This window comes from Ruegeria sp. D6, from assembly GCF_056534365.1.
This window is the reverse complement of sequence record NZ_JBQFPH010000005.1, coordinates 336,119-352,048: the sequence shown is the minus strand read 5'-3', so window position 1 is coordinate 352,048 and position 15,930 is coordinate 336,119. Positions and strand designations below refer to the sequence as shown.

Genomic DNA, 15,930 nt, shown 5'->3' with positions numbered 1-15,930 from the left:
GAATGGCAGAGATCGGCATTGGCATTCTAGGCGGCGGATATATGGGCAAGGCTCATGCGGTCGCCATGTCCTCGGTTGGGGCGGTGTTCAACACGGCCTTGCGTCCACGGTTAGAGATGGTGTGCGCCTCGTCACCGGAAAGCGCTGAGCGGTATCGTCAGGCGTATGGATTCGCGCGCTCGACGGCCGACTGGCGTGTGCTGGTTAACGACCCGAAGGTCGAAGCCGTCGTGATCGCCACGCCTCCGGAAACACATCGCGAGATCGCTCAGGCAGCGTTTGCGCTGGGCAAACCGGTGCTGTGTGAAAAGCCTTTGGGCGCGTCTCTGGAAGATGGTGCAGCGATGTCAGCAGCAGCCGAGGCCTCGGGCTTGGCCAACATGGTTGGTTTCAACTATATCCGCACCCCGGCCAGCCAATACGCTCGCGCTCTGATAGCCGAAGGAGAGATCGGCGACATCACATGGTTTCGGGGTGAGCATACCGAAGATTTCTACGCGCACCCTCAAGCCCCGGCAACCTGGCGTACAACAGGAATGTCGAACGGAACGATGGGTGATCTTGCGCCTCATATGATCAATGCCGCACTGGCTTTGATCGGCCCGATTTCACGCGTGATGGCCGAGGTCGAAACCGTGCACAATAGCCGCCCGGGTGGCGAAGTTGACAATGACGACCACGCTCAGATGATGGTGCGGTTCGCGAACGGAGCAATGGGATCGATCTATATCAGTCGAATCGCGACTGGGCGCAAGATGGGCTATGCCTATGAGATCAGTGGCACCAAGGGTGCGATCCGCTTTGATCAGGAAGACCAGAACGTTTTGTGGCTCTACCGTATGGAGGGTCCCGAAGCTGAGCGTGGCTTTCGTAAGATCCTGACCGGCCCTGCGCACCCGGACTATGAGCCGTTCTGTCAAGGGCCGGGCCATGGCACGGGCTATCAGGATCAGATCATCATCGAGGCGCGAGATTTCCTGCGCGCGATCGAGACAGGTAAACCGGTCTGGCCGACCTTCCACGACGGGCATGAGGTCAACCGGGTCGTCGCTGCGGCATTGGCATCGTCAGCGGATGAAAGCTGGAAAAATATCGAAGATTTCTGAGCATCGGAGACAAGACAAGATGAGCATCAGAATTGGCAATGCGCCCTGTTCCTGGGGCGTGGAATTTGCGCAGGACCCGCGCAATCCGCATTGGAAAACCGTTCTCAGCGAATGCGCTGCGGCCGGGTATAAGGGTATCGAACTCGGCCCGGTGGGTTTCATGCCCGAAGACCCTGCGGTGCTGGCCGATGCGCTGGCCGAGCATGATCTTGAACTGATCGGCGGCGTTGTGTTCCGCAACTATCACGACCCCGACGCGTGGGAAGACGTGCTGGACGCCACCCACCGCACCGCTCGCGCATTGAAAGCGCATGGGGCGCAGCACATGGTGCTGATCGATGCGATCTCACCCCGCCGCGCGCCAACCGCTGGTCGCGCCGATGAGGCTGAGCAGATGGACAAGGCCGAGTGGACGGCGTTCCGGGATCGGATTTCTGAAAGCGCGCGGATCGGGTCCGAGGAATACGGGCTGACCGTTGGGATGCACGCTCATGCTGCGGGCTTCATGGACTTTGAACCTGAACTTATCCGTTTGCTGGACGAGGTCGATGAAAGCCTTCTTAAAATTTGCTTCGATACGGGGCATCACTCTTATGCCGGGTTCGATCCGGTCGGCTTCATGAAGCGCTACGTTGATCGGATCTCGTACATGCACTTCAAGGATATCTCTCCGACAGTGAAAGCGGATGTAATTGCCAATCGGACGGGCTTCTATGATGCTTGCGGGCAGGGGATTTTCTGCAATCTGGGTGAAGGAGACGTAGACTTTCCGACCGTTCGCCAGGTGCTGCTGGACGCAGGTTTCAAAGGATGGTGCACGGTCGAACAGGATTGCGACCCGACGCTTGATCCCGACCCTGTAGGGGACGCGCGGAAGAATCGTGAATACCTTGAATCCATTGGTTTCAGTTAAGGAGGTCCAGACCATGACCAAGCTGAAATGGGGCATGATCGGAGGCGGCGAAGGTAGCCAGATCGGACCGGCGCACCGGTTGGGAGCGCTGGCGGACGGACATTTCCAATTCACCGCCGGGGCGCTGGATCACAGGCCTGACATTGGTCGCGAATACGCCCAACGATTGGGTATCGCGGCAGACCGAGCCTACGGCGACTGGACCGAGATGCTGGAAGGTGAGCGCGGGCGCGAGGATCGGATTGATCTGGTCACTGTAGCCACTCCAAATGCGACGCATTTCGAGATCACCAAAGCGTACCTTGAGGCCGGGTTCAACGTGCTGTGCGAAAAGCCCATGACCATGACGGTGGAAGAGGGCGAAGAGATTGTCAAAGTCGCCGAGAAATCAGGAAAGATTTGCGCGGTAAACTACTGTTACTCGGCTTATCCGATGGTGCGTCAGGCTCGCGCGATGGTGCGCGCAGGTGAGATCGGCAAAGTCCGTCTGGTCGTTACCAATTTCAGTCACGGACATCACGGAGACGCCACTGATGCTGACAATCCACGCGTGCGCTGGCGTTATGATCCGGCGATGGCGGGTGTTTCAGGGCAGTTCGCTGATTGCGGTATCCACGCGATGCATATGGCCGGATTCATTGCGGATGATGAGGTTGAGACCCTGTCTGCAGATTTTGCTTCAACCATTGGCAGCCGTGAACTTGAAGATGATGCCATGGTCAACTTCCGCACGACAAAAGGCGCTGTTGGCCGGTTGTGGACCTCTTCGGTCGCCATCGGTCGGCAGCACGGGTTCGACATTCAGGTGTTCGGAGAAACCGGCGGTCTTCGATGGGCGTCGGAGCAGCCGAACCAGCTTATCTACACGCCTGTTGGTGGTCGCCTGCAGATCATAGAAAAAGGCGAAGGCGGGCTGCATGAAGACGCGCAACGACTCAGCCGGGTGGCGATTGCGCATCCCGAAGGGTTCCCGTTGGCGGTTGCGAATATCTATTGCGATCTCGCAGATGCAATTTCCGGGGAAACCCGCGACGGCTTGCCCAATGCGGCAGACGGCGTGCGGTCGATGGCGGCTGTGCATACAGCGGTCGAGTCGGCGAAACAGGGCAGCGCGTGGATGGATGCCCGGCCGCCGATGTTTCGTTAACTCTCAGATACGGGGCGCAATGTGCCCCGTTCCACCACCGAACATGGGAATATCCGCGCCTCCGGATATCGGTCGGGTTCGTTCAGGGTTGCCACCATTAGCTCGATCGAGGAACTCACGATTTGCCGGATCGGCTGATGGATGGTGGTGAGATCAATATTCTCCCACCGTGCCATTTCCATGTCGTTCAGGCCGATGATGCCGATGTCTTCGGGCACCTTTAGGCCACTATCCAGAATTGCGGATAACACCCCGATGGACAACACGTCATCGCCGCAGAAATATGCATCAGCCCGCTCAGATTGGAGCAAGCGTAGCATTTCCTGACGACCTGCATCGAATGAGTAAGCCTCAGCAAACGAGCAGGTCACATCAATGCTAGGATGCCGGGCCATCTCTGACATGAAGCCTGCATGGCGATCCTGGGTCGAGGTCGCCGCTTCGGGTCCGCCTAGAAAGGCTACTTTCGTATAACCACGCGCGACCAGCTCGCGGGCCGCCATGCGTCCGCATTCCACATTGTCAATCCCGACCACATGAACCTGCGGTGAAGAGGATGACCGGCCAAAGCTGTGCACCACTGGTACGCCAGCATCCCGAAACGCTTTTGCGAACCCGGGCGGCAAGGTCGACGACGCTACGACAACGCCATCGACCGAATATTGGCGCAGCATTCGTACCGAATTTTCGGGTTCAACCTCGTCGGTCAGATTCACCAGCAATGGGCGCAGGCCTCGGTCCTGCAGCCCCCTGGTAAAGAGGTCGAAAACTTCAAGAAATATCGGGTTGTGGAAGTTGTTCGAGACCAGACCGATCAGCTTAGTTCGGCCTGTGGTCAGAGATGAAGCCAGTGCATTTGGGCTGTATCCCAGCTCACGCGCGGCCTTCTCGACTTTTCGGCGCATCTTGTCAGAAACCGAGGCCCCATCGGTGAAAGTGCGCGACACCGCCGAGCGTGAAACGCCGGCGCGTTCTGCAACCTCTTTCAATGTGACAGCCATGATCCGTCTGACCTTCCTGCGTTTAGTGGCAGTCCTTTTACCTGTATTCTTTGGCAGATACAGTATGAAACACATCTGACACCGTTTGCAACCGGTTGCAAAATTTTGACAGATATGCTCTAACTCGAGTCGGAGAGGTGCGAAGGACTGCCTCAATCCGCGATAAAATGAGTTTTGGGAGGACATCATGACTTCACTGACGAAGAAGTTGGCGCTGGCGGCGGCGGTAGCTGCGACGCCTCTGATCGCAGCCACGGGCGCTGCGGCGGAAGGTGAGAAATACATTCTGGTCAGCCACGCGCCAGACAGCGATAGCTGGTGGAACACGATCAAGAACGGCATCGCTCTGGCAGGCGACCAGATGGGTGTCGAAGTCGAATACCGCAATCCGCCCACTGGCGACCTTGCCGATATGGCGCGGATTATCGATCAGGCGGCTGCTTCGGGTCCGAACGGGATCATTACCACGTTGGCGGATTATGATGTGCTGAGCGGACCGATCAAATCAGCGGTCGATGCGGGCGTTGATGTCATCATCATGAACACTGGTACGCCGGATCAGGCCCGTGAAGTTGGTGCCCTGATGTATGTGGGTCAGCCCGAATATGATGCCGGATTTGCTGCAGGCCAGCGCGCCAAGGGTGACGGCATCGGCTCGTTCCTTTGTGTGAACCACTATATCGTTCAGCCCTCAAGCCAGGAACGTTGTCAGGGCTTTGCAGACGGCTTGGGCATTGAACTGGGGGATCAGATGATCGACGCCGGCCAGGACCCAGCCGAGATCAAGAACCGCGTGCTGGCCTATCTGTCGGCGAACCCGGATACTGATGCGGTTCTGACACTGGGTCCAACCTCGGCTGATCCGACAATTCTGGCGCTGGAAGAAAATGGTATGGCCGGTGACATCTATTTCGGCACCTTCGATCTGGGTGGTGAGATTGTCAAAGGCATCAAGTCTGGCGTGATCCAGTGGGGAATTGATCAGCAGCCCTTCCTGCAGGCTTACCTGCCGGTTGTTGTGATGACCAACTATCACCGCTATGGCGTTTTGCCGGGCAACAATATCAATTCGGGTCCCGGCTTCGTAACTGCTGATGGTCTGACCAAGATCGAAGAATTTGCTGGCGAGTACCGCTGATTCTTACAGCGCGGGCGCCCCGCCAAAGCGGCGCCCGCCAACAACTATCTGACGCAAAATCACTGCTTAACTCGGAGGGGCGTTCTAATGAGCGAGTCTGCTCAAAACACGGCTGTAACCGACGAACGGATTAAAGAAATATCGCCGCTGCGCAAGGCCTTGATCCGGCCTGAACTCGGCGGGATGGTTGGCACCGTTGCCGTCTTCACCTTCTTTCTTTTGTTCGCTTTTGACAGCGGCATGTTCAACGCACAGGGCATGATGAACTGGTCGGTTGTCTCGGCGCAGTTCATGATCATCGCCGTAGGTGCGTGCCTTCTGATGATTGCCGGTGAGTTTGACCTGTCAGTCGGGTCGATGATTGGCTTTTCGGGCATGATGATCGCAATTTTTTCGGTCACGCTGGCGTGGCCGGTCTGGATGGCGATTCTCGTCACGTTTGCAATGGCGGTGGCAATCGGCGCGCTGAACGGTTGGATCGTGATCCGGACTGGTTTGCCCAGCTTTATCGTAACGCTGGCCTTTCTGTTCATTTTGCGCGGCTTTACAATCTTCCTGCCGCAGGTGATCGAGCGCAAAACTATTATCGGCGGTGTGAAAGACGCAGCCGAAGGCGATTGGCTGGCGCCGATCTTTGGTGGTAAAATTTTGCAGGGATTGTTCCAATGGCTCGGGGATGCCGGGATCATCGCCGTATTCGAGCGTGGCACCCGCGCCGGTCAGCCAGTTGTGGATGGTATTCCAATGCTGATTGTCTGGGCGATCGCACTGATCATCTTTGGTCACGTGCTGCTGACCAAAACGCGGTTCGGCAACTGGATCTTCGCCTCGGGCGGGGATGCTGAGGCGGCGCGCAACTCGGGTGTGCCTGTGAACCGGGTCAAGATTCTGATGTTTATGTTCACGGCCTTCTGCGCCACCGTCTTTGCGGTCTGTCAGGTGATGGAGTTCGGATCGGCTGGTGCTGACCGGGGTCTGCTAAAAGAGTTCGAGGCGATCATCGCCGTGGTCATCGGCGGCGCGCTTCTGACCGGAGGATACGGCTCGGTACTGGGCGCGGCGCTGGGCGCGTTGATCTTTGGCGTGGTGCAACAGGGGTTGTTCTTTGCCGGTGTCGAAAGCTCGCTGTTCCGGGTCTTCCTAGGGGTGATCCTGCTTGGGGCTGTGATCCTCAACACCTATATCCGCCGCATCATCACGGGGGAGCGTTGATATGAATCCCGAACATGAACCCATCATCCAGATGAAAAACATCGAAAAGCACTTCGGCAGCGTGATCGCGCTGGCGGGTGTCTCGGTGGACGTGTTCCCCGGTGAATGCCACTGCCTTCTCGGCGACAACGGTGCGGGAAAGTCGACCTTCATCAAGACCATGTCGGGCGTACACCAGCCCACCCACGGAGAAATTCTGTTCGAAGGCCACCCCATGCATTTCGCCGACCCGCGTGATGCCATCGAGGCCGGGATCGCAACCGTACACCAGCATCTGGCCATGATCCCGCTGATGTCGGTCTCGCGCAATTTCTTCATGGGCAATGAGCCGGTAAAGAAGGTCGGACCTCTTCACTTTTTTGATCATGACTATGCCAACAAGGTCACGATGGAAGAGATGAAGAAAATGGGGATCAACTTGCGCGGCCCTGATCAGGCGGTGGGCACGCTGTCAGGTGGTGAACGCCAGACCGTCGCCATCGCGCGGGCGGTGCATTTCGGGGCGAAGGTTCTGATTTTGGATGAACCGACCTCGGCCCTTGGGGTGCGCCAAACAGCCAATGTTCTGGCGACCATCGACAAGGTGCGCAAGCAGGGGATCGCGGTGGTCTTCATTACTCACAACGTCCGCCATGCACTGGCGGTTGGTGACAGGTTCACGGTTCTCAATCGCGGGCAGACGCTGGGTACGGCGCAGCGTGGCCAGATCACCCCGGAAGAGCTGCAGGACCTGATGGCCGGTGGTCAGGAGATGGTCGAGCTTGAAGGCAGTCTGGGCGGAACCGTCTGATACTTTTTTGCCCCGCTGGCTGTGCTGGCGGGGTGACTACTTCTTCTCGAAGTACAATATGACTTCACCCAGCCTTACGCCAAAACGCGAAACATAGGCTCGGTTCAATAACCGGTCATCCGACAACAACCACATCCAGTCATCGAAATTGACACGCATGGTGCCGTCTTTGACGGGCAGGTCGATTTTGTACTTCCAGTTAAACGTATCGCCTCTTTCGACCCCACTGGCTGTGCCCAGCACACCGGGAGCGGTGCCGGTCCAGGTGTCATCGCCGGTCTTGGTCAGGGTCCAGATCCGTTGTTCGGTCGCACCATCGTCATAGACGAAATCTTCGACAAGCGTCAGAGTCTCTCCGTCCCATGTGCCGTCAATATCGACCTGGAAGCGACGCGGGACATTACCTAGTACATCCTGAAACTGACCATAAGCGACAGTCTTACCTTCGAAGAACTCTTCAAGGTTCAGCTGACGATCTGACAGAAACGATTTTGGTATACGCGGTTTGGCCGAGCATGCGGCGAGGATGGCCAACCCCGCGATCGCGACCCCTGCAATAAGGATACGGCGGGCGATCATTGCAAAACCCTCAGCTCAGAGTCTGTATCGTGGCCGTTTGCGCCATGCAGATGGGCGGATTTCACTTCAGGCGCAGGGCGCATCGTGGCGACCAGCTCGGCCACCTTGATCCCGAATTTTCGCATCTCGGATCGGTTCATGATTACACCGTTCTCCGTCAGATACATCCAGTCGGTCACATCCAGTGTATGCCCGCCCGCGTCCTCGGGCAGGATGATGCGATAGGTTAGCTTGACGGTTGAGCCCGAAATCACGCCTTTGCCCTCGCCGACAATATCGTCCGCTGTTGCGGTGAAAGTGTTGCCCGTGCCCAACGTCAGATGCCATTTGCGGGTCATCTGTTTGCCGTTGGAATAGGTGAAATACTCGGACAGCGTACCGGTATTGCCGTCCCATTCGCCCACCATGCGTGCGACAAAGCTGTTCGACATCTTGCCGTTGGGGCCATAGATCAATCCTTCGGACAGGATTTCGCCATTCAGGTTCTTTTTGAGTGAAAACTCAGGTCCGGTTCCGCTGTAGTCGGAGGGTGATTGTGAGCGGAAACTGAGGAACCGGTTCTTCACAGCAAACAGCGCAAAAATCGCAAGCAGACAGATCAGGAGCGTTTTCATTTGGCAGAGACCTCTGTCGGGAGGGTCAGGACCATGCCAAACGCTCCGAGTTTCAAGATGCAGGGCAGCACCGCATAGGCGAGGGTGAGTGTATTCAAAGCCTCGGCAGAATTGGCCTGTCCAGGTGTAAAGCCGCTGCGTTCCAGTAGCGGCAGTGTGAAAAAGGCGGCCAGAGCTAGACCCAGCTTACCTGCGAAAGACCAGATGCCGAACGCAGCAGATGCGTTCAGCCCGGCCCGGGTCAGAACGACCGAGAACATTGCTGGCAGGACAACCATGTCCGCCCCAAGCGCCGCGCCGGATGCGAGGCATATGATGGCGAAACCGACGAGACTCCCAGGGGCTAGAAGAGCGGCCCCGACAAAGCCGAGAATGGCCAGCGGCATGGCGATCATCAGAGTCTGTTTCGGGCCAATCCGATTGCTGAGCCTGGCCCAGAACGGAACGCTGAGCCCGGCGCTGAGGAAGAACAGGATCAGCAATGGCCCCGCTTTGCCTGGCAGTTGCAGCCGATCTTCAACAAAGAACAGAAACAGGGTCGAGGTGATGGCGACGGGCAGGCTGTTGACCAACGCAAGGGCAAGCAGACGTAAAGCCCCAGCCTGTCCTAGGCCTGCAAAGGACAGCCCTTGACCGGTGATCGGCGTGCGTCGCCACATTGGCAGGGTAACAGCCAGAGTCACAACGCTCAGAAGCCCGAGAAACATTCCAAAGGCCGGATACCCCTGCGCGGCTGCGCCAAGCGCCACGAACACAGCGGGTGCTGCGGCTGCTATGATAACTCCGGTCAGTTGTCCGCCTTCGCGGAAGGCGGCCAGTGTCATCAGTTCCTTCGCGCTAGCCTGTTTCGCCAGCGTGGCGCTGCGGCCGTAAAGCAAGATGGTCCCAAGGCTGTAGGCCGAGAATAACAGGATCAGAATAGACACTAATGCGGCGATACTTACCCCTTCTGGCAAACCAAACAGCAATGGAAATCCAATTGCGAGACCCAGCGCAGCGGCGGCGGCAAATAACATCTGCCCACCGGGCCAGCGATCAATGGCCCAGCCAATCAGTGGATCTTGCACCAGGTCGACCAGCCGGATGACCAGCAGAATGGTGCCAATGACCCCCAGCCCGATACCGAGATTCACGGCGGCAAAGCGCGGTAGGTGGATGTAAAGCGGGATACCTGCTGCAGCAAGCATTAGCGCATAGAGGCTGACACGCGGGTACAGCATCACTGCCCCTTCAACTGCTGTGTGAACGAGGCGGATCGTGTATTGTTACCCAGAAAAATTGACATGAAGCTGCGTGTGATACCCGGATTTGTCAGGGTGCAGGTTTTGCTTCCGTTGCGCCAGAAGCTGACGCTGTTGGGGCCTTGCGCGATGGCCAGATAGCTATCGCCTTTGCTGACCGCCTGAAAACAGCTCTGCAATTGGGCTTCCGTCGGCGCAGAATTGCCTTGTCGGGCCATCTCTTCAAGCGTCGACTCGACCAGTGCTTTTTGTTTCAGGTTTTTTCGATAGGTCAATTGCAGTCCGAAATTCTGATTCCAGCTGAATGCGGCACCGCCGGGCGTGTAAAGCTTGGCGTCATAGAGCGGAAGCCCCAGAAAACGGAATGTCCCGGTGCCGCGCAGCTTAGGGTCTTTGATTGCATCCGACAAAGGCGAAGCCGCCAGTCCGCCGGGGACCATCAGCGCCAGTGACAGCAGCGCAGCGCAACAGGTTCTATATGCTGGCCGAAACAGCGAGGTCCGTTTCAGGGATACCATTGTCAGCTCCGATGCTCTGCGGGATGGCGGTGAGGCGCTCGACAACATGCATTGCGCTGGCAATCCCGTCTTCGTGGAAACCATGCCGATTATACGCCCCGGCAAACCAGGTTCGGTTCTGTCCCTGCATCTCGCGGATTTGCCCTTGCGCGCGCAGGGCGGCTTTGTCGAACACCGGATGGGCGAACTCGACCTCGTCATAGATTTTGTCCGCGGGAATGTCTGATGCGGCGTTCAGGGTCACAAACAGTGGGTCACTGTCGGGGATATTCTGAAGCCGATTCATCCAATATGTGACCCCAACATTGCCCTTTTGCGATCGATAGGTCCAACTGGACCAGCAAGCACGCCGCCTGGGCATTTGGCGGGGATCACAGTGCAGGATAGCTTTGTTCGGTTGATATCTAATCGCGCCGAGCGCCGCTTTTTCCGCTTTGGTCGCTGCATCACCCAAAATGGCGAGGGACTGATCGGAGTGGGTGGCCAGGATGATCTCATCAAACAGATCGGCGTCACCGCCGGCATGCACCGTGACACCCAGATCGTGCCGTTCGATCCGCTGAACGGGCGAGGCCACACGAATGTCGGCCCCCCGCGTACGCAGAGCGGCCTCGATCCGGCGGACATATTCGATGCTGCCGCCTTTCACGGTGTACCACTGGTGCTGATTGGCACGGCCCGAGGCCAGCAGCGCGTGATTGCGGAAGAACTGCACCAGCGAGCGGGCTGGGAACTGATCGACGAACTCGACCGGAGTTGACCAGATCGCGCCGCACATCGGCATCAGATAATTGTGCCGGAACCAGTGGCCGAGACGCAGCTGATCCACAAGCTCACCGATCGTGGTGTCGTCGTCCTGCGCGGCTTCGGGGGCCTCTTTGCCAAACCGCAGGATATCGGCGATCATCTTGTAGTAGGCTGGACGCGCGAGGTTACGCTTCTGCGCGGTCAAAGTGCGCAGATTGTTCAACCCATATTCAATGCGGCCATTGTCGATAGTTGCACCAAAGCTCATCTCACTTTTGGTGACCGGCACGTTCAGCTCATCAAACAGCCGGGTCAAATAGGGGTATGTGACATAGTTGAAGACGATGAAACCGGTATCTACCGGCTGATCTCCGTTCTTTCCGGCCATCACCGTGCGGGCGTGGCCGCCCAGTCGGGGCTCAGCCTCGAACACGGTTATATCGTTGTCTTCGGAAAGGTGATAAGCTGCGGAGAGACCTGAAATGCCTGCGCCTATGACTGCGATTTTCTTGCGTACGCCCCGGGTTTCGTCGAACATTCCATCCTCGTTATTCGGTATTTACAACAAGATACGCAGGGAATGAGCCTTTGGATCAACCGCGTTAGAAGTTTTTTTCCGACGCGCTATGTAGTGTTATCTTGCCGAATGCTACGAGCGCTGGGTGTGATCCATTGCTGCTGTCAGAACGTATTCGACCTAGTAGTACGAAAAAAGACTTACGCATGAGCAGTTTTGACGGAAAAACCTACTGGATCATTGGCGCCAGCGAAGGGTTGGGCCGTTGCTTGGCCGAAAAGCTGAGCCGCGAAGGCGCGCATCTGATCCTTTCTGCTCGCAATGCCGAGCGATTGGATGAAATCTGTGGCACCTTGCCCAATGCACGTGCTGTACCGATGGATGTGACTGATCTCGACACTGTGCGCCGCGCTGTGGTGGAGGCTGGCTCAATTGACGCGCTTGTCTACAACGCAGGCGCCTATGAGCCGATCAGTACGTCAGATTGGGACACCGATGCCGCTTTGGCGATCAGCGATGTGAACTATTCCGGTGCGCTTCGGGTGTTGGGTGAAACCGTCCCAGGATTTGTGGGCTCAGGCAGTGGTGATATCACGCTGATTGGGTCGCTTGCCGGGTATCATGGGCTTCCCAATGCGATCTCGTACGGGGCCAGCAAGGCTGCGCTGATCTCGCTGGCCGAGACCATGCGGCACGATCTGGCAGGGTCAGGCGTGACGGTGCGCATTGTCAATCCGGGGTTCATCAAGACCCGTCTGACCGACAAGAACAGTTTCAAAATGCCGATGCTGATGACACCCGAAGATGCGGCCGATCGCGTAGTGCGCGCCATGTCCCGTCGCCGGTTTCGAACCGATTTCCCGGTACCGTTCTCATGGGTTGTGCGCCTGATCGATTATTTGCCCGATATTCTGGTGTACCGGGGAAAGTGACCCTATCCGCAGGTAAGCCTCTGAATTGTGCCTGCGCCGTTCACATAAACGTTCAGCCGGTCGATGCGATAATCCTGCGTGGCAATATCATCCGGGCCCAGAACGCGCGACCGTTCAGGCAGTTGGGCTTGTATGGTTGAAACCGGCTCACCAATGGTGTTCGCAAACGGTTCTCCCTTACAAAATGCAAGATCAACCGGTGCCTCCTCTAGTTCAAGCGCCGCGTCCTGCGGTGCAGAGGTCTCAGAACATGCGGTCAGAAGAATTAGGATCGGAAATAAACGGTACATTGGCGCAGGGCTTTCTGGTGATGTCGTTTCTGAAATATCAAAGATTTAGCCAACCTGTCATGAAAGCGCAGTTGAAAAAACCCTGTATTTGACGCAGGGTCGGGCAAAACAGACAGGGAGACAAGCACCATGCGTACCCGTGCTGCCGTCGCCGTTCAGGCAGGCAAACCTTTGGAAGTGATGGACGTAAACCTTGAAGGCCCCAAAGCGGGCGAGGTTCTGGTCGAGATCAAGGCGACAGGCATTTGCCATACCGATGAATTCACACTGTCGGGCGCCGACCCTGAAGGCTTGTTTCCCGCCATTCTGGGCCATGAAGGCGCAGGTGTCGTGCTTGAGGTCGGCCCGGGTGTAACCAGCCTGAAACCCGGCGATCACGTCATCCCGCTTTATACGCCCGAGTGCCGTGAGTGCGAATACTGCCTGCATCCCAAGACCAACCTGTGCCAGGCAATTCGCGAAACCCAAGGCCAGGGCCTCATGCCGGATGGCACCTCGCGTTTTTCTACGTTGGATGGCGATCCGATCCTGCACTACATGGGCTGCTCGACCTTCTCGAACCATACGGTTCTGCCTGAAATCGCGCTCGCCAAAGTGCGTGAGGACGCGCCCTTTGACAAGATCTGCTATATCGGCTGCGGCGTGACCACCGGAATTGGCGCGGTGATCAACACTGCCAAGGTAGAAATTGGCAGCCGTGCCATCGTGTTCGGCTTGGGCGGTATCGGCCTGAACGTGATTCAGGGCCTGCGTCTGGCTGGCGCGGATCAGATCGTGGGCGTTGATTTGAATCCAGCCAAGGTGGAAATGGCGACCAAGTTCGGCATGACCGATTTCGTGAACCCCTCTGAGGTCGAAGGTGATCTGGTGCCGTATCTGGTCAACCTGACCAAGGGCGGCGCGGATTATACCTTTGACGCCACAGGCAATGTCGGCGTAATGCGCGCAGCGCTGGAATCGGCTCACAAGGGCTGGGGTGAATCGATCATCATCGGTGTGGCTCCTGCGGGTGCCGAAATCTCGACCCGACCGTTCCAACTGGTAACAGGCCGCTCATGGCGTGGCACCGCGTTTGGCGGAGCGCGTGGACGCACCGACGTCCCGAAAATCGTGGATTGGTACATGGACGGGAAGATCGAGATCGACCCCATGATTACCCACACCATGGGCCTGGATGACATCAACCACGGTTTCGACCTGATGCATAAGGGCGAGAGTATCCGATCAGTGGTCGTCTACTGATAAAACCGAGATAAAAGAGGAGGGCGGGCTTTTGCCCGCCTTTTTTTGTACATACGTTCCTCTTTAAGAATTAAATATTGAGTTGAGGGATGAAGGTGACAATTGGGAATACAGACCGCCTGGCGGTGCTGATCGATGCGGACAACGTGCCCGCAAAACATGCCGCAGAAATTTTCGAAGAAATCGCCACATTGGGCGAAGCCGGATTAAGACGAGTTTACGGTGACTTTTCTAATGGTTCGCCTCAGGGTTGGGACGGTAAAACCTTGGCGGAATATGCCATCGTTCCCCATCAGCAATTTGCCAATACGTTTGGAAAGAACTCCAGCGATATCGCACTGGTCATTGATGCTATGGATATTCTGCACTCTGGACGGTTCGGCGGGTTTGTTTTGGTATCTTCGGACAGCGATTTCACGCGCCTTGCCAGTCGGATTCGCGAACAGGGACTGGATGTGTATGGAATTGGAGAACTCAAAACCCCACAGGCGTTTGTCGCAGCGTGCAACCGGTTCATCTACATTGAGAATATTGAAAAACCTCAAGCGGGTATGCCGCAAGCCAAATCGGTCGAGAGTACTGATCCGAGACAAAATCTGAACCATGCATATCAACTAATTCGTAATGTGGCGCAGAACACAAACGAGCCTGATGGCTGGGCAAGCCTTGCGTTTGTCGGAAGCCAATTGAGTAAAATTTATCCGGACTTCGATGCCCGTACCTATGGTCACAAAAGACTGAGTGATCTTGTTCGCGCTATAGACCGCTTTGAAAAGTGTGGAAAAAATGGCGATCTCAAGATCAAATGCAAGGAAACTTGAAGGCCGGGGTTCTAGTCCCCAGGCCTCGTCGCTCCAGTATCTGACCGGGGCGACCTGACGCGCAGCACAGGCGTATTAGCAGAGGTAGTGTTTGATCGGCTCTCTCGCCAGACCACAAAGACGCCGGATGCAATGATGACGCTCGCACCAACCGCGACCCAGATATCCGGATGCTCGCCAAAGAAAATCACGCCGAAGATCGTGGCCCAGATGATCTGGCTGTATTGACTGGGCGCAATGACGCCGGCGGGGGCGGCGCGATAAGCAAGGATGATCAGGTGCTGTGCGATTACCGAGAACACCCCGACAAACGCCATCATCGCCAGATGCAGCAATGATGGTGGTTGATAGACTGCCGGTTGGGCGACGCTCATGACGGCGATGGCCAGCAGCATAGGATAAAGGATCAGGACGGCAGAGCGTTCTTCATTCCCGATTTTGCGGACAAGAACCGAAGCAAATGCGCTGCAGAAGGCTGCTGCCAGAGCCGCTAAATGGCCCAGGGTGATTTCGGTTGCGCCAGGGCGCAGGACGATCAGGACGCCGATCAGGCCGACGCCCACGGCCGCCCACCTTTGGGCACGGACCACCTCACCCAGAATCGGAATCGACAGAACAGTTACGATCAGCGGGAAGGAAAATAGCAGGGAATAGACTTCGGCCAGCGGCAGCACCGAAAAAGCGTAGAAGGCACAAGACATGGCCATGATCATCGTCGCTGATCGCAACAGCACCAACCACGGATGCCGCGGCAGGAAATTCCCAGTGGTCCGATCGGCCAGAATTGTTACTGCCATAGGGACAAAGGAAAACAATGTTGCAAAAAAGATGATCTGCAAAACCGAATAGGTGCCACCCAGCACCTTGATCAGCACGTCATGCGTCGCGAAGACGGCAAAGCCTAAGAACGCAAAGGCAAGCCCACGAAGGGTGGAGTTCTGAGCGCTCATGACAAAAGCCTCAATCATAGATGGATCGTTTGGGGTGTTTGATGTTTGCTTAGACCCAAATTGGTCTGACGGGTAGCCCTTATTTTATCGCTAACATTCTTTTGCAAGCAGGGTTGCAGATTTTGCAATACGCAGGAAACGGGTCGAGTCCAAAACAAGCGATTGCCATGAT

The 15,930-nt window shown here is 56.7% G+C and carries 17 protein-coding genes; 9 read left to right on the top strand and 8 right to left on the bottom strand.

Features of this window, described 5'->3' with window-relative positions:
- Positions 1-2 precede the first annotated feature (2 nt).
- The 3 genes from ACR0A1_RS17800 to ACR0A1_RS17790 are packed head-to-tail and all read left to right on the top strand — an operon-like array spanning position 3 to position 3,166.
- Entirely contained in the window at positions 3-1,106 is a 1,104-nt protein-coding gene (locus ACR0A1_RS17800; protein WP_480868621.1) for a Gfo/Idh/MocA family protein, read from the top strand.
- A gap of 19 nt (positions 1,107-1,125) precedes the next feature.
- Positions 1,126-2,019, top strand: a complete 894-nt coding sequence (locus ACR0A1_RS17795; RefSeq protein ID WP_480868619.1) for a TIM barrel protein — start codon at positions 1,126-1,128, stop codon at positions 2,017-2,019.
- A gap of 13 nt (positions 2,020-2,032) precedes the next feature.
- A complete protein-coding gene (locus tag ACR0A1_RS17790) occupies positions 2,033-3,166 on the top strand; it encodes a Gfo/Idh/MocA family protein (RefSeq protein ID WP_480868617.1) in 1,134 nt (377 codons plus the stop codon).
- Here ACR0A1_RS17790 and ACR0A1_RS17785 read toward each other — a convergent pair.
- Positions 3,163-4,167 carry a LacI family DNA-binding transcriptional regulator gene (locus ACR0A1_RS17785; RefSeq protein WP_170395012.1) on the bottom strand — a complete coding sequence of 335 codons (1,005 nt, stop codon included), beginning with the start codon at positions 4,165-4,167 and terminating at the stop codon, positions 3,163-3,165. The genes ACR0A1_RS17790 and ACR0A1_RS17785 overlap by 4 nt on opposite strands.
- Before the next feature lie 187 nt (positions 4,168-4,354).
- On the opposite strand from ACR0A1_RS17785, the gene ACR0A1_RS17780 reads away from it, so the two are divergent.
- The 3 genes from ACR0A1_RS17780 to ACR0A1_RS17770 all read left to right on the top strand — a co-directional run bounded on the left by ACR0A1_RS17780 (position 4,355) and on the right by ACR0A1_RS17770 (position 7,307).
- Entirely contained in the window at positions 4,355-5,305 is a 951-nt protein-coding gene (locus tag ACR0A1_RS17780) for a sugar ABC transporter substrate-binding protein (RefSeq protein WP_170395010.1), read from the top strand.
- 87 nt (positions 5,306-5,392) lie between these two features.
- Positions 5,393-6,517, top strand: a complete 1,125-nt coding sequence (locus tag ACR0A1_RS17775; RefSeq protein WP_170408588.1) for an ABC transporter permease — start codon at positions 5,393-5,395, stop codon at positions 6,515-6,517.
- Position 6,518: 1 nt separating this feature from the next.
- Positions 6,519-7,307 (top strand): ATP-binding cassette domain-containing protein, encoded by a 789-nt coding sequence (locus ACR0A1_RS17770; protein ID WP_170395006.1) that lies wholly within the window; start codon positions 6,519-6,521, stop codon positions 7,305-7,307.
- 36 nt (positions 7,308-7,343) lie between these two features.
- Here ACR0A1_RS17770 and ACR0A1_RS17765 read toward each other — a convergent pair whose 3' ends face one another.
- Genes ACR0A1_RS17765 through ACR0A1_RS17745 form a run of 5 tightly spaced genes read right to left on the bottom strand, consistent with a single transcriptional unit; the run spans position 7,344 to position 11,544 of the window.
- Positions 7,344-7,886 carry a DUF3833 domain-containing protein gene (locus ACR0A1_RS17765; RefSeq protein ID WP_170408587.1) on the bottom strand — a complete coding sequence of 181 codons (543 nt, stop codon included), beginning with the start codon at positions 7,884-7,886 and terminating at the stop codon, positions 7,344-7,346.
- On the bottom strand, positions 7,883-8,500 hold the full coding sequence (locus ACR0A1_RS17760) for a DUF3833 domain-containing protein (protein ID WP_170408586.1): 618 nt from the start codon (positions 8,498-8,500) through the stop codon (positions 7,883-7,885). The genes ACR0A1_RS17765 and ACR0A1_RS17760 overlap by 4 nt, the downstream gene beginning before the upstream one ends.
- The gene (locus ACR0A1_RS17755) at positions 8,497-9,720 is read right to left on the bottom strand and encodes an MFS transporter (protein ID WP_480762703.1); all 1,224 of its coding nucleotides are present in this window, start codon (positions 9,718-9,720) and stop codon (positions 8,497-8,499) included. The genes ACR0A1_RS17760 and ACR0A1_RS17755 overlap by 4 nt, the downstream gene beginning before the upstream one ends.
- Positions 9,720-10,259 carry a hypothetical protein gene (locus tag ACR0A1_RS17750; RefSeq protein ID WP_480762704.1) on the bottom strand — a complete coding sequence of 180 codons (540 nt, stop codon included), beginning with the start codon at positions 10,257-10,259 and terminating at the stop codon, positions 9,720-9,722. Before ACR0A1_RS17750 ends, ACR0A1_RS17755 begins: the two co-directional genes overlap by 1 nt.
- Positions 10,216-11,544, bottom strand: a complete 1,329-nt coding sequence (locus ACR0A1_RS17745) for an NAD(P)/FAD-dependent oxidoreductase (RefSeq protein WP_480868613.1) — start codon at positions 11,542-11,544, stop codon at positions 10,216-10,218. Before ACR0A1_RS17745 ends, ACR0A1_RS17750 begins: the two co-directional genes overlap by 44 nt.
- 185 nt (positions 11,545-11,729) lie before the next feature.
- Between ACR0A1_RS17745 and ACR0A1_RS17740 the strand changes: the two genes are divergently transcribed.
- Complete coding sequence (locus tag ACR0A1_RS17740) at positions 11,730-12,455, top strand: SDR family NAD(P)-dependent oxidoreductase (RefSeq protein WP_170514197.1); 726 nt, start codon at positions 11,730-11,732, stop codon at positions 12,453-12,455.
- 2 nt (positions 12,456-12,457) lie between these two features.
- On the opposite strand, the gene ACR0A1_RS17735 is transcribed toward ACR0A1_RS17740, so the two are convergent.
- The gene (locus ACR0A1_RS17735) at positions 12,458-12,745 is read right to left on the bottom strand and encodes an I78 family peptidase inhibitor (RefSeq protein WP_170394986.1); all 288 of its coding nucleotides are present in this window, start codon (positions 12,743-12,745) and stop codon (positions 12,458-12,460) included.
- Positions 12,746-12,874: 129 nt separating this feature from the next.
- Between ACR0A1_RS17735 and ACR0A1_RS17730 the strand changes: the two genes are divergently transcribed.
- Both ACR0A1_RS17730 and ACR0A1_RS17725 read left to right on the top strand, forming a co-directional pair.
- Positions 12,875-13,987, top strand: a complete 1,113-nt coding sequence (locus ACR0A1_RS17730; RefSeq protein WP_170394983.1) for an S-(hydroxymethyl)glutathione dehydrogenase/class III alcohol dehydrogenase — start codon at positions 12,875-12,877, stop codon at positions 13,985-13,987.
- 89 nt (positions 13,988-14,076) lie between these two features.
- The gene (locus ACR0A1_RS17725) at positions 14,077-14,808 is read left to right on the top strand and encodes an NYN domain-containing protein (protein WP_480868610.1); all 732 of its coding nucleotides are present in this window, start codon (positions 14,077-14,079) and stop codon (positions 14,806-14,808) included.
- A gap of 11 nt (positions 14,809-14,819) precedes the next feature.
- On the opposite strand, the gene ACR0A1_RS17720 is transcribed toward ACR0A1_RS17725, so the two are convergent.
- Positions 14,820-15,758, bottom strand: coding sequence for a DMT family transporter (locus ACR0A1_RS17720; protein WP_480762708.1), 939 nt, complete (start codon positions 15,756-15,758; stop codon positions 14,820-14,822).
- Positions 15,759-15,930: the final 172 nt, after the last annotated feature.

Excerpts from the sequence above, each read along its gene's own strand:
- ACR0A1_RS17765 (WP_170408587.1), bottom strand. The coding sequence starts at position 7,886 with ATGATCGCCCGCCGTATCCTTATTGCAGGGGTCGCGATCGCGGGGTTG.
- ACR0A1_RS17775 (WP_170408588.1), top strand. The coding sequence starts at position 5,393 with ATGAGCGAGTCTGCTCAAAACACGGCTGTAACCGACGAACGGATTAAA.
- ACR0A1_RS17760 (WP_170408586.1), bottom strand. The coding sequence starts at position 8,500 with ATGAAAACGCTCCTGATCTGTCTGCTTGCGATTTTTGCGCTGTTTGCT.
- ACR0A1_RS17730 (WP_170394983.1), top strand. The coding sequence starts at position 12,875 with ATGCGTACCCGTGCTGCCGTCGCCGTTCAGGCAGGCAAACCTTTGGAA.
- ACR0A1_RS17770 (WP_170395006.1), top strand. The coding sequence starts at position 6,519 with ATGAATCCCGAACATGAACCCATCATCCAGATGAAAAACATCGAAAAG.
- ACR0A1_RS17790 (WP_480868617.1), top strand. The coding sequence starts at position 2,033 with ATGACCAAGCTGAAATGGGGCATGATCGGAGGCGGCGAAGGTAGCCAG.
- ACR0A1_RS17750 (WP_480762704.1), bottom strand. The coding sequence starts at position 10,259 with ATGGTATCCCTGAAACGGACCTCGCTGTTTCGGCCAGCATATAGAACC.
- ACR0A1_RS17725 (WP_480868610.1), top strand. The coding sequence starts at position 14,077 with ATGAAGGTGACAATTGGGAATACAGACCGCCTGGCGGTGCTGATCGAT.
- ACR0A1_RS17785 (WP_170395012.1), bottom strand. The coding sequence starts at position 4,167 with ATGGCTGTCACATTGAAAGAGGTTGCAGAACGCGCCGGCGTTTCACGC.
- ACR0A1_RS17780 (WP_170395010.1), top strand. The coding sequence starts at position 4,355 with ATGACTTCACTGACGAAGAAGTTGGCGCTGGCGGCGGCGGTAGCTGCG.
- ACR0A1_RS17745 (WP_480868613.1), bottom strand. The coding sequence starts at position 11,544 with ATGTTCGACGAAACCCGGGGCGTACGCAAGAAAATCGCAGTCATAGGC.
- ACR0A1_RS17800 (WP_480868621.1), top strand. The coding sequence starts at position 3 with ATGGCAGAGATCGGCATTGGCATTCTAGGCGGCGGATATATGGGCAAG.
- ACR0A1_RS17755 (WP_480762703.1), bottom strand. The coding sequence starts at position 9,720 with ATGCTGTACCCGCGTGTCAGCCTCTATGCGCTAATGCTTGCTGCAGCA.
- ACR0A1_RS17740 (WP_170514197.1), top strand. The coding sequence starts at position 11,730 with ATGAGCAGTTTTGACGGAAAAACCTACTGGATCATTGGCGCCAGCGAA.
- ACR0A1_RS17735 (WP_170394986.1), bottom strand. The coding sequence starts at position 12,745 with ATGTACCGTTTATTTCCGATCCTAATTCTTCTGACCGCATGTTCTGAG.
- ACR0A1_RS17720 (WP_480762708.1), bottom strand. The coding sequence starts at position 15,758 with ATGAGCGCTCAGAACTCCACCCTTCGTGGGCTTGCCTTTGCGTTCTTA.
- ACR0A1_RS17795 (WP_480868619.1), top strand. The coding sequence starts at position 1,126 with ATGAGCATCAGAATTGGCAATGCGCCCTGTTCCTGGGGCGTGGAATTT.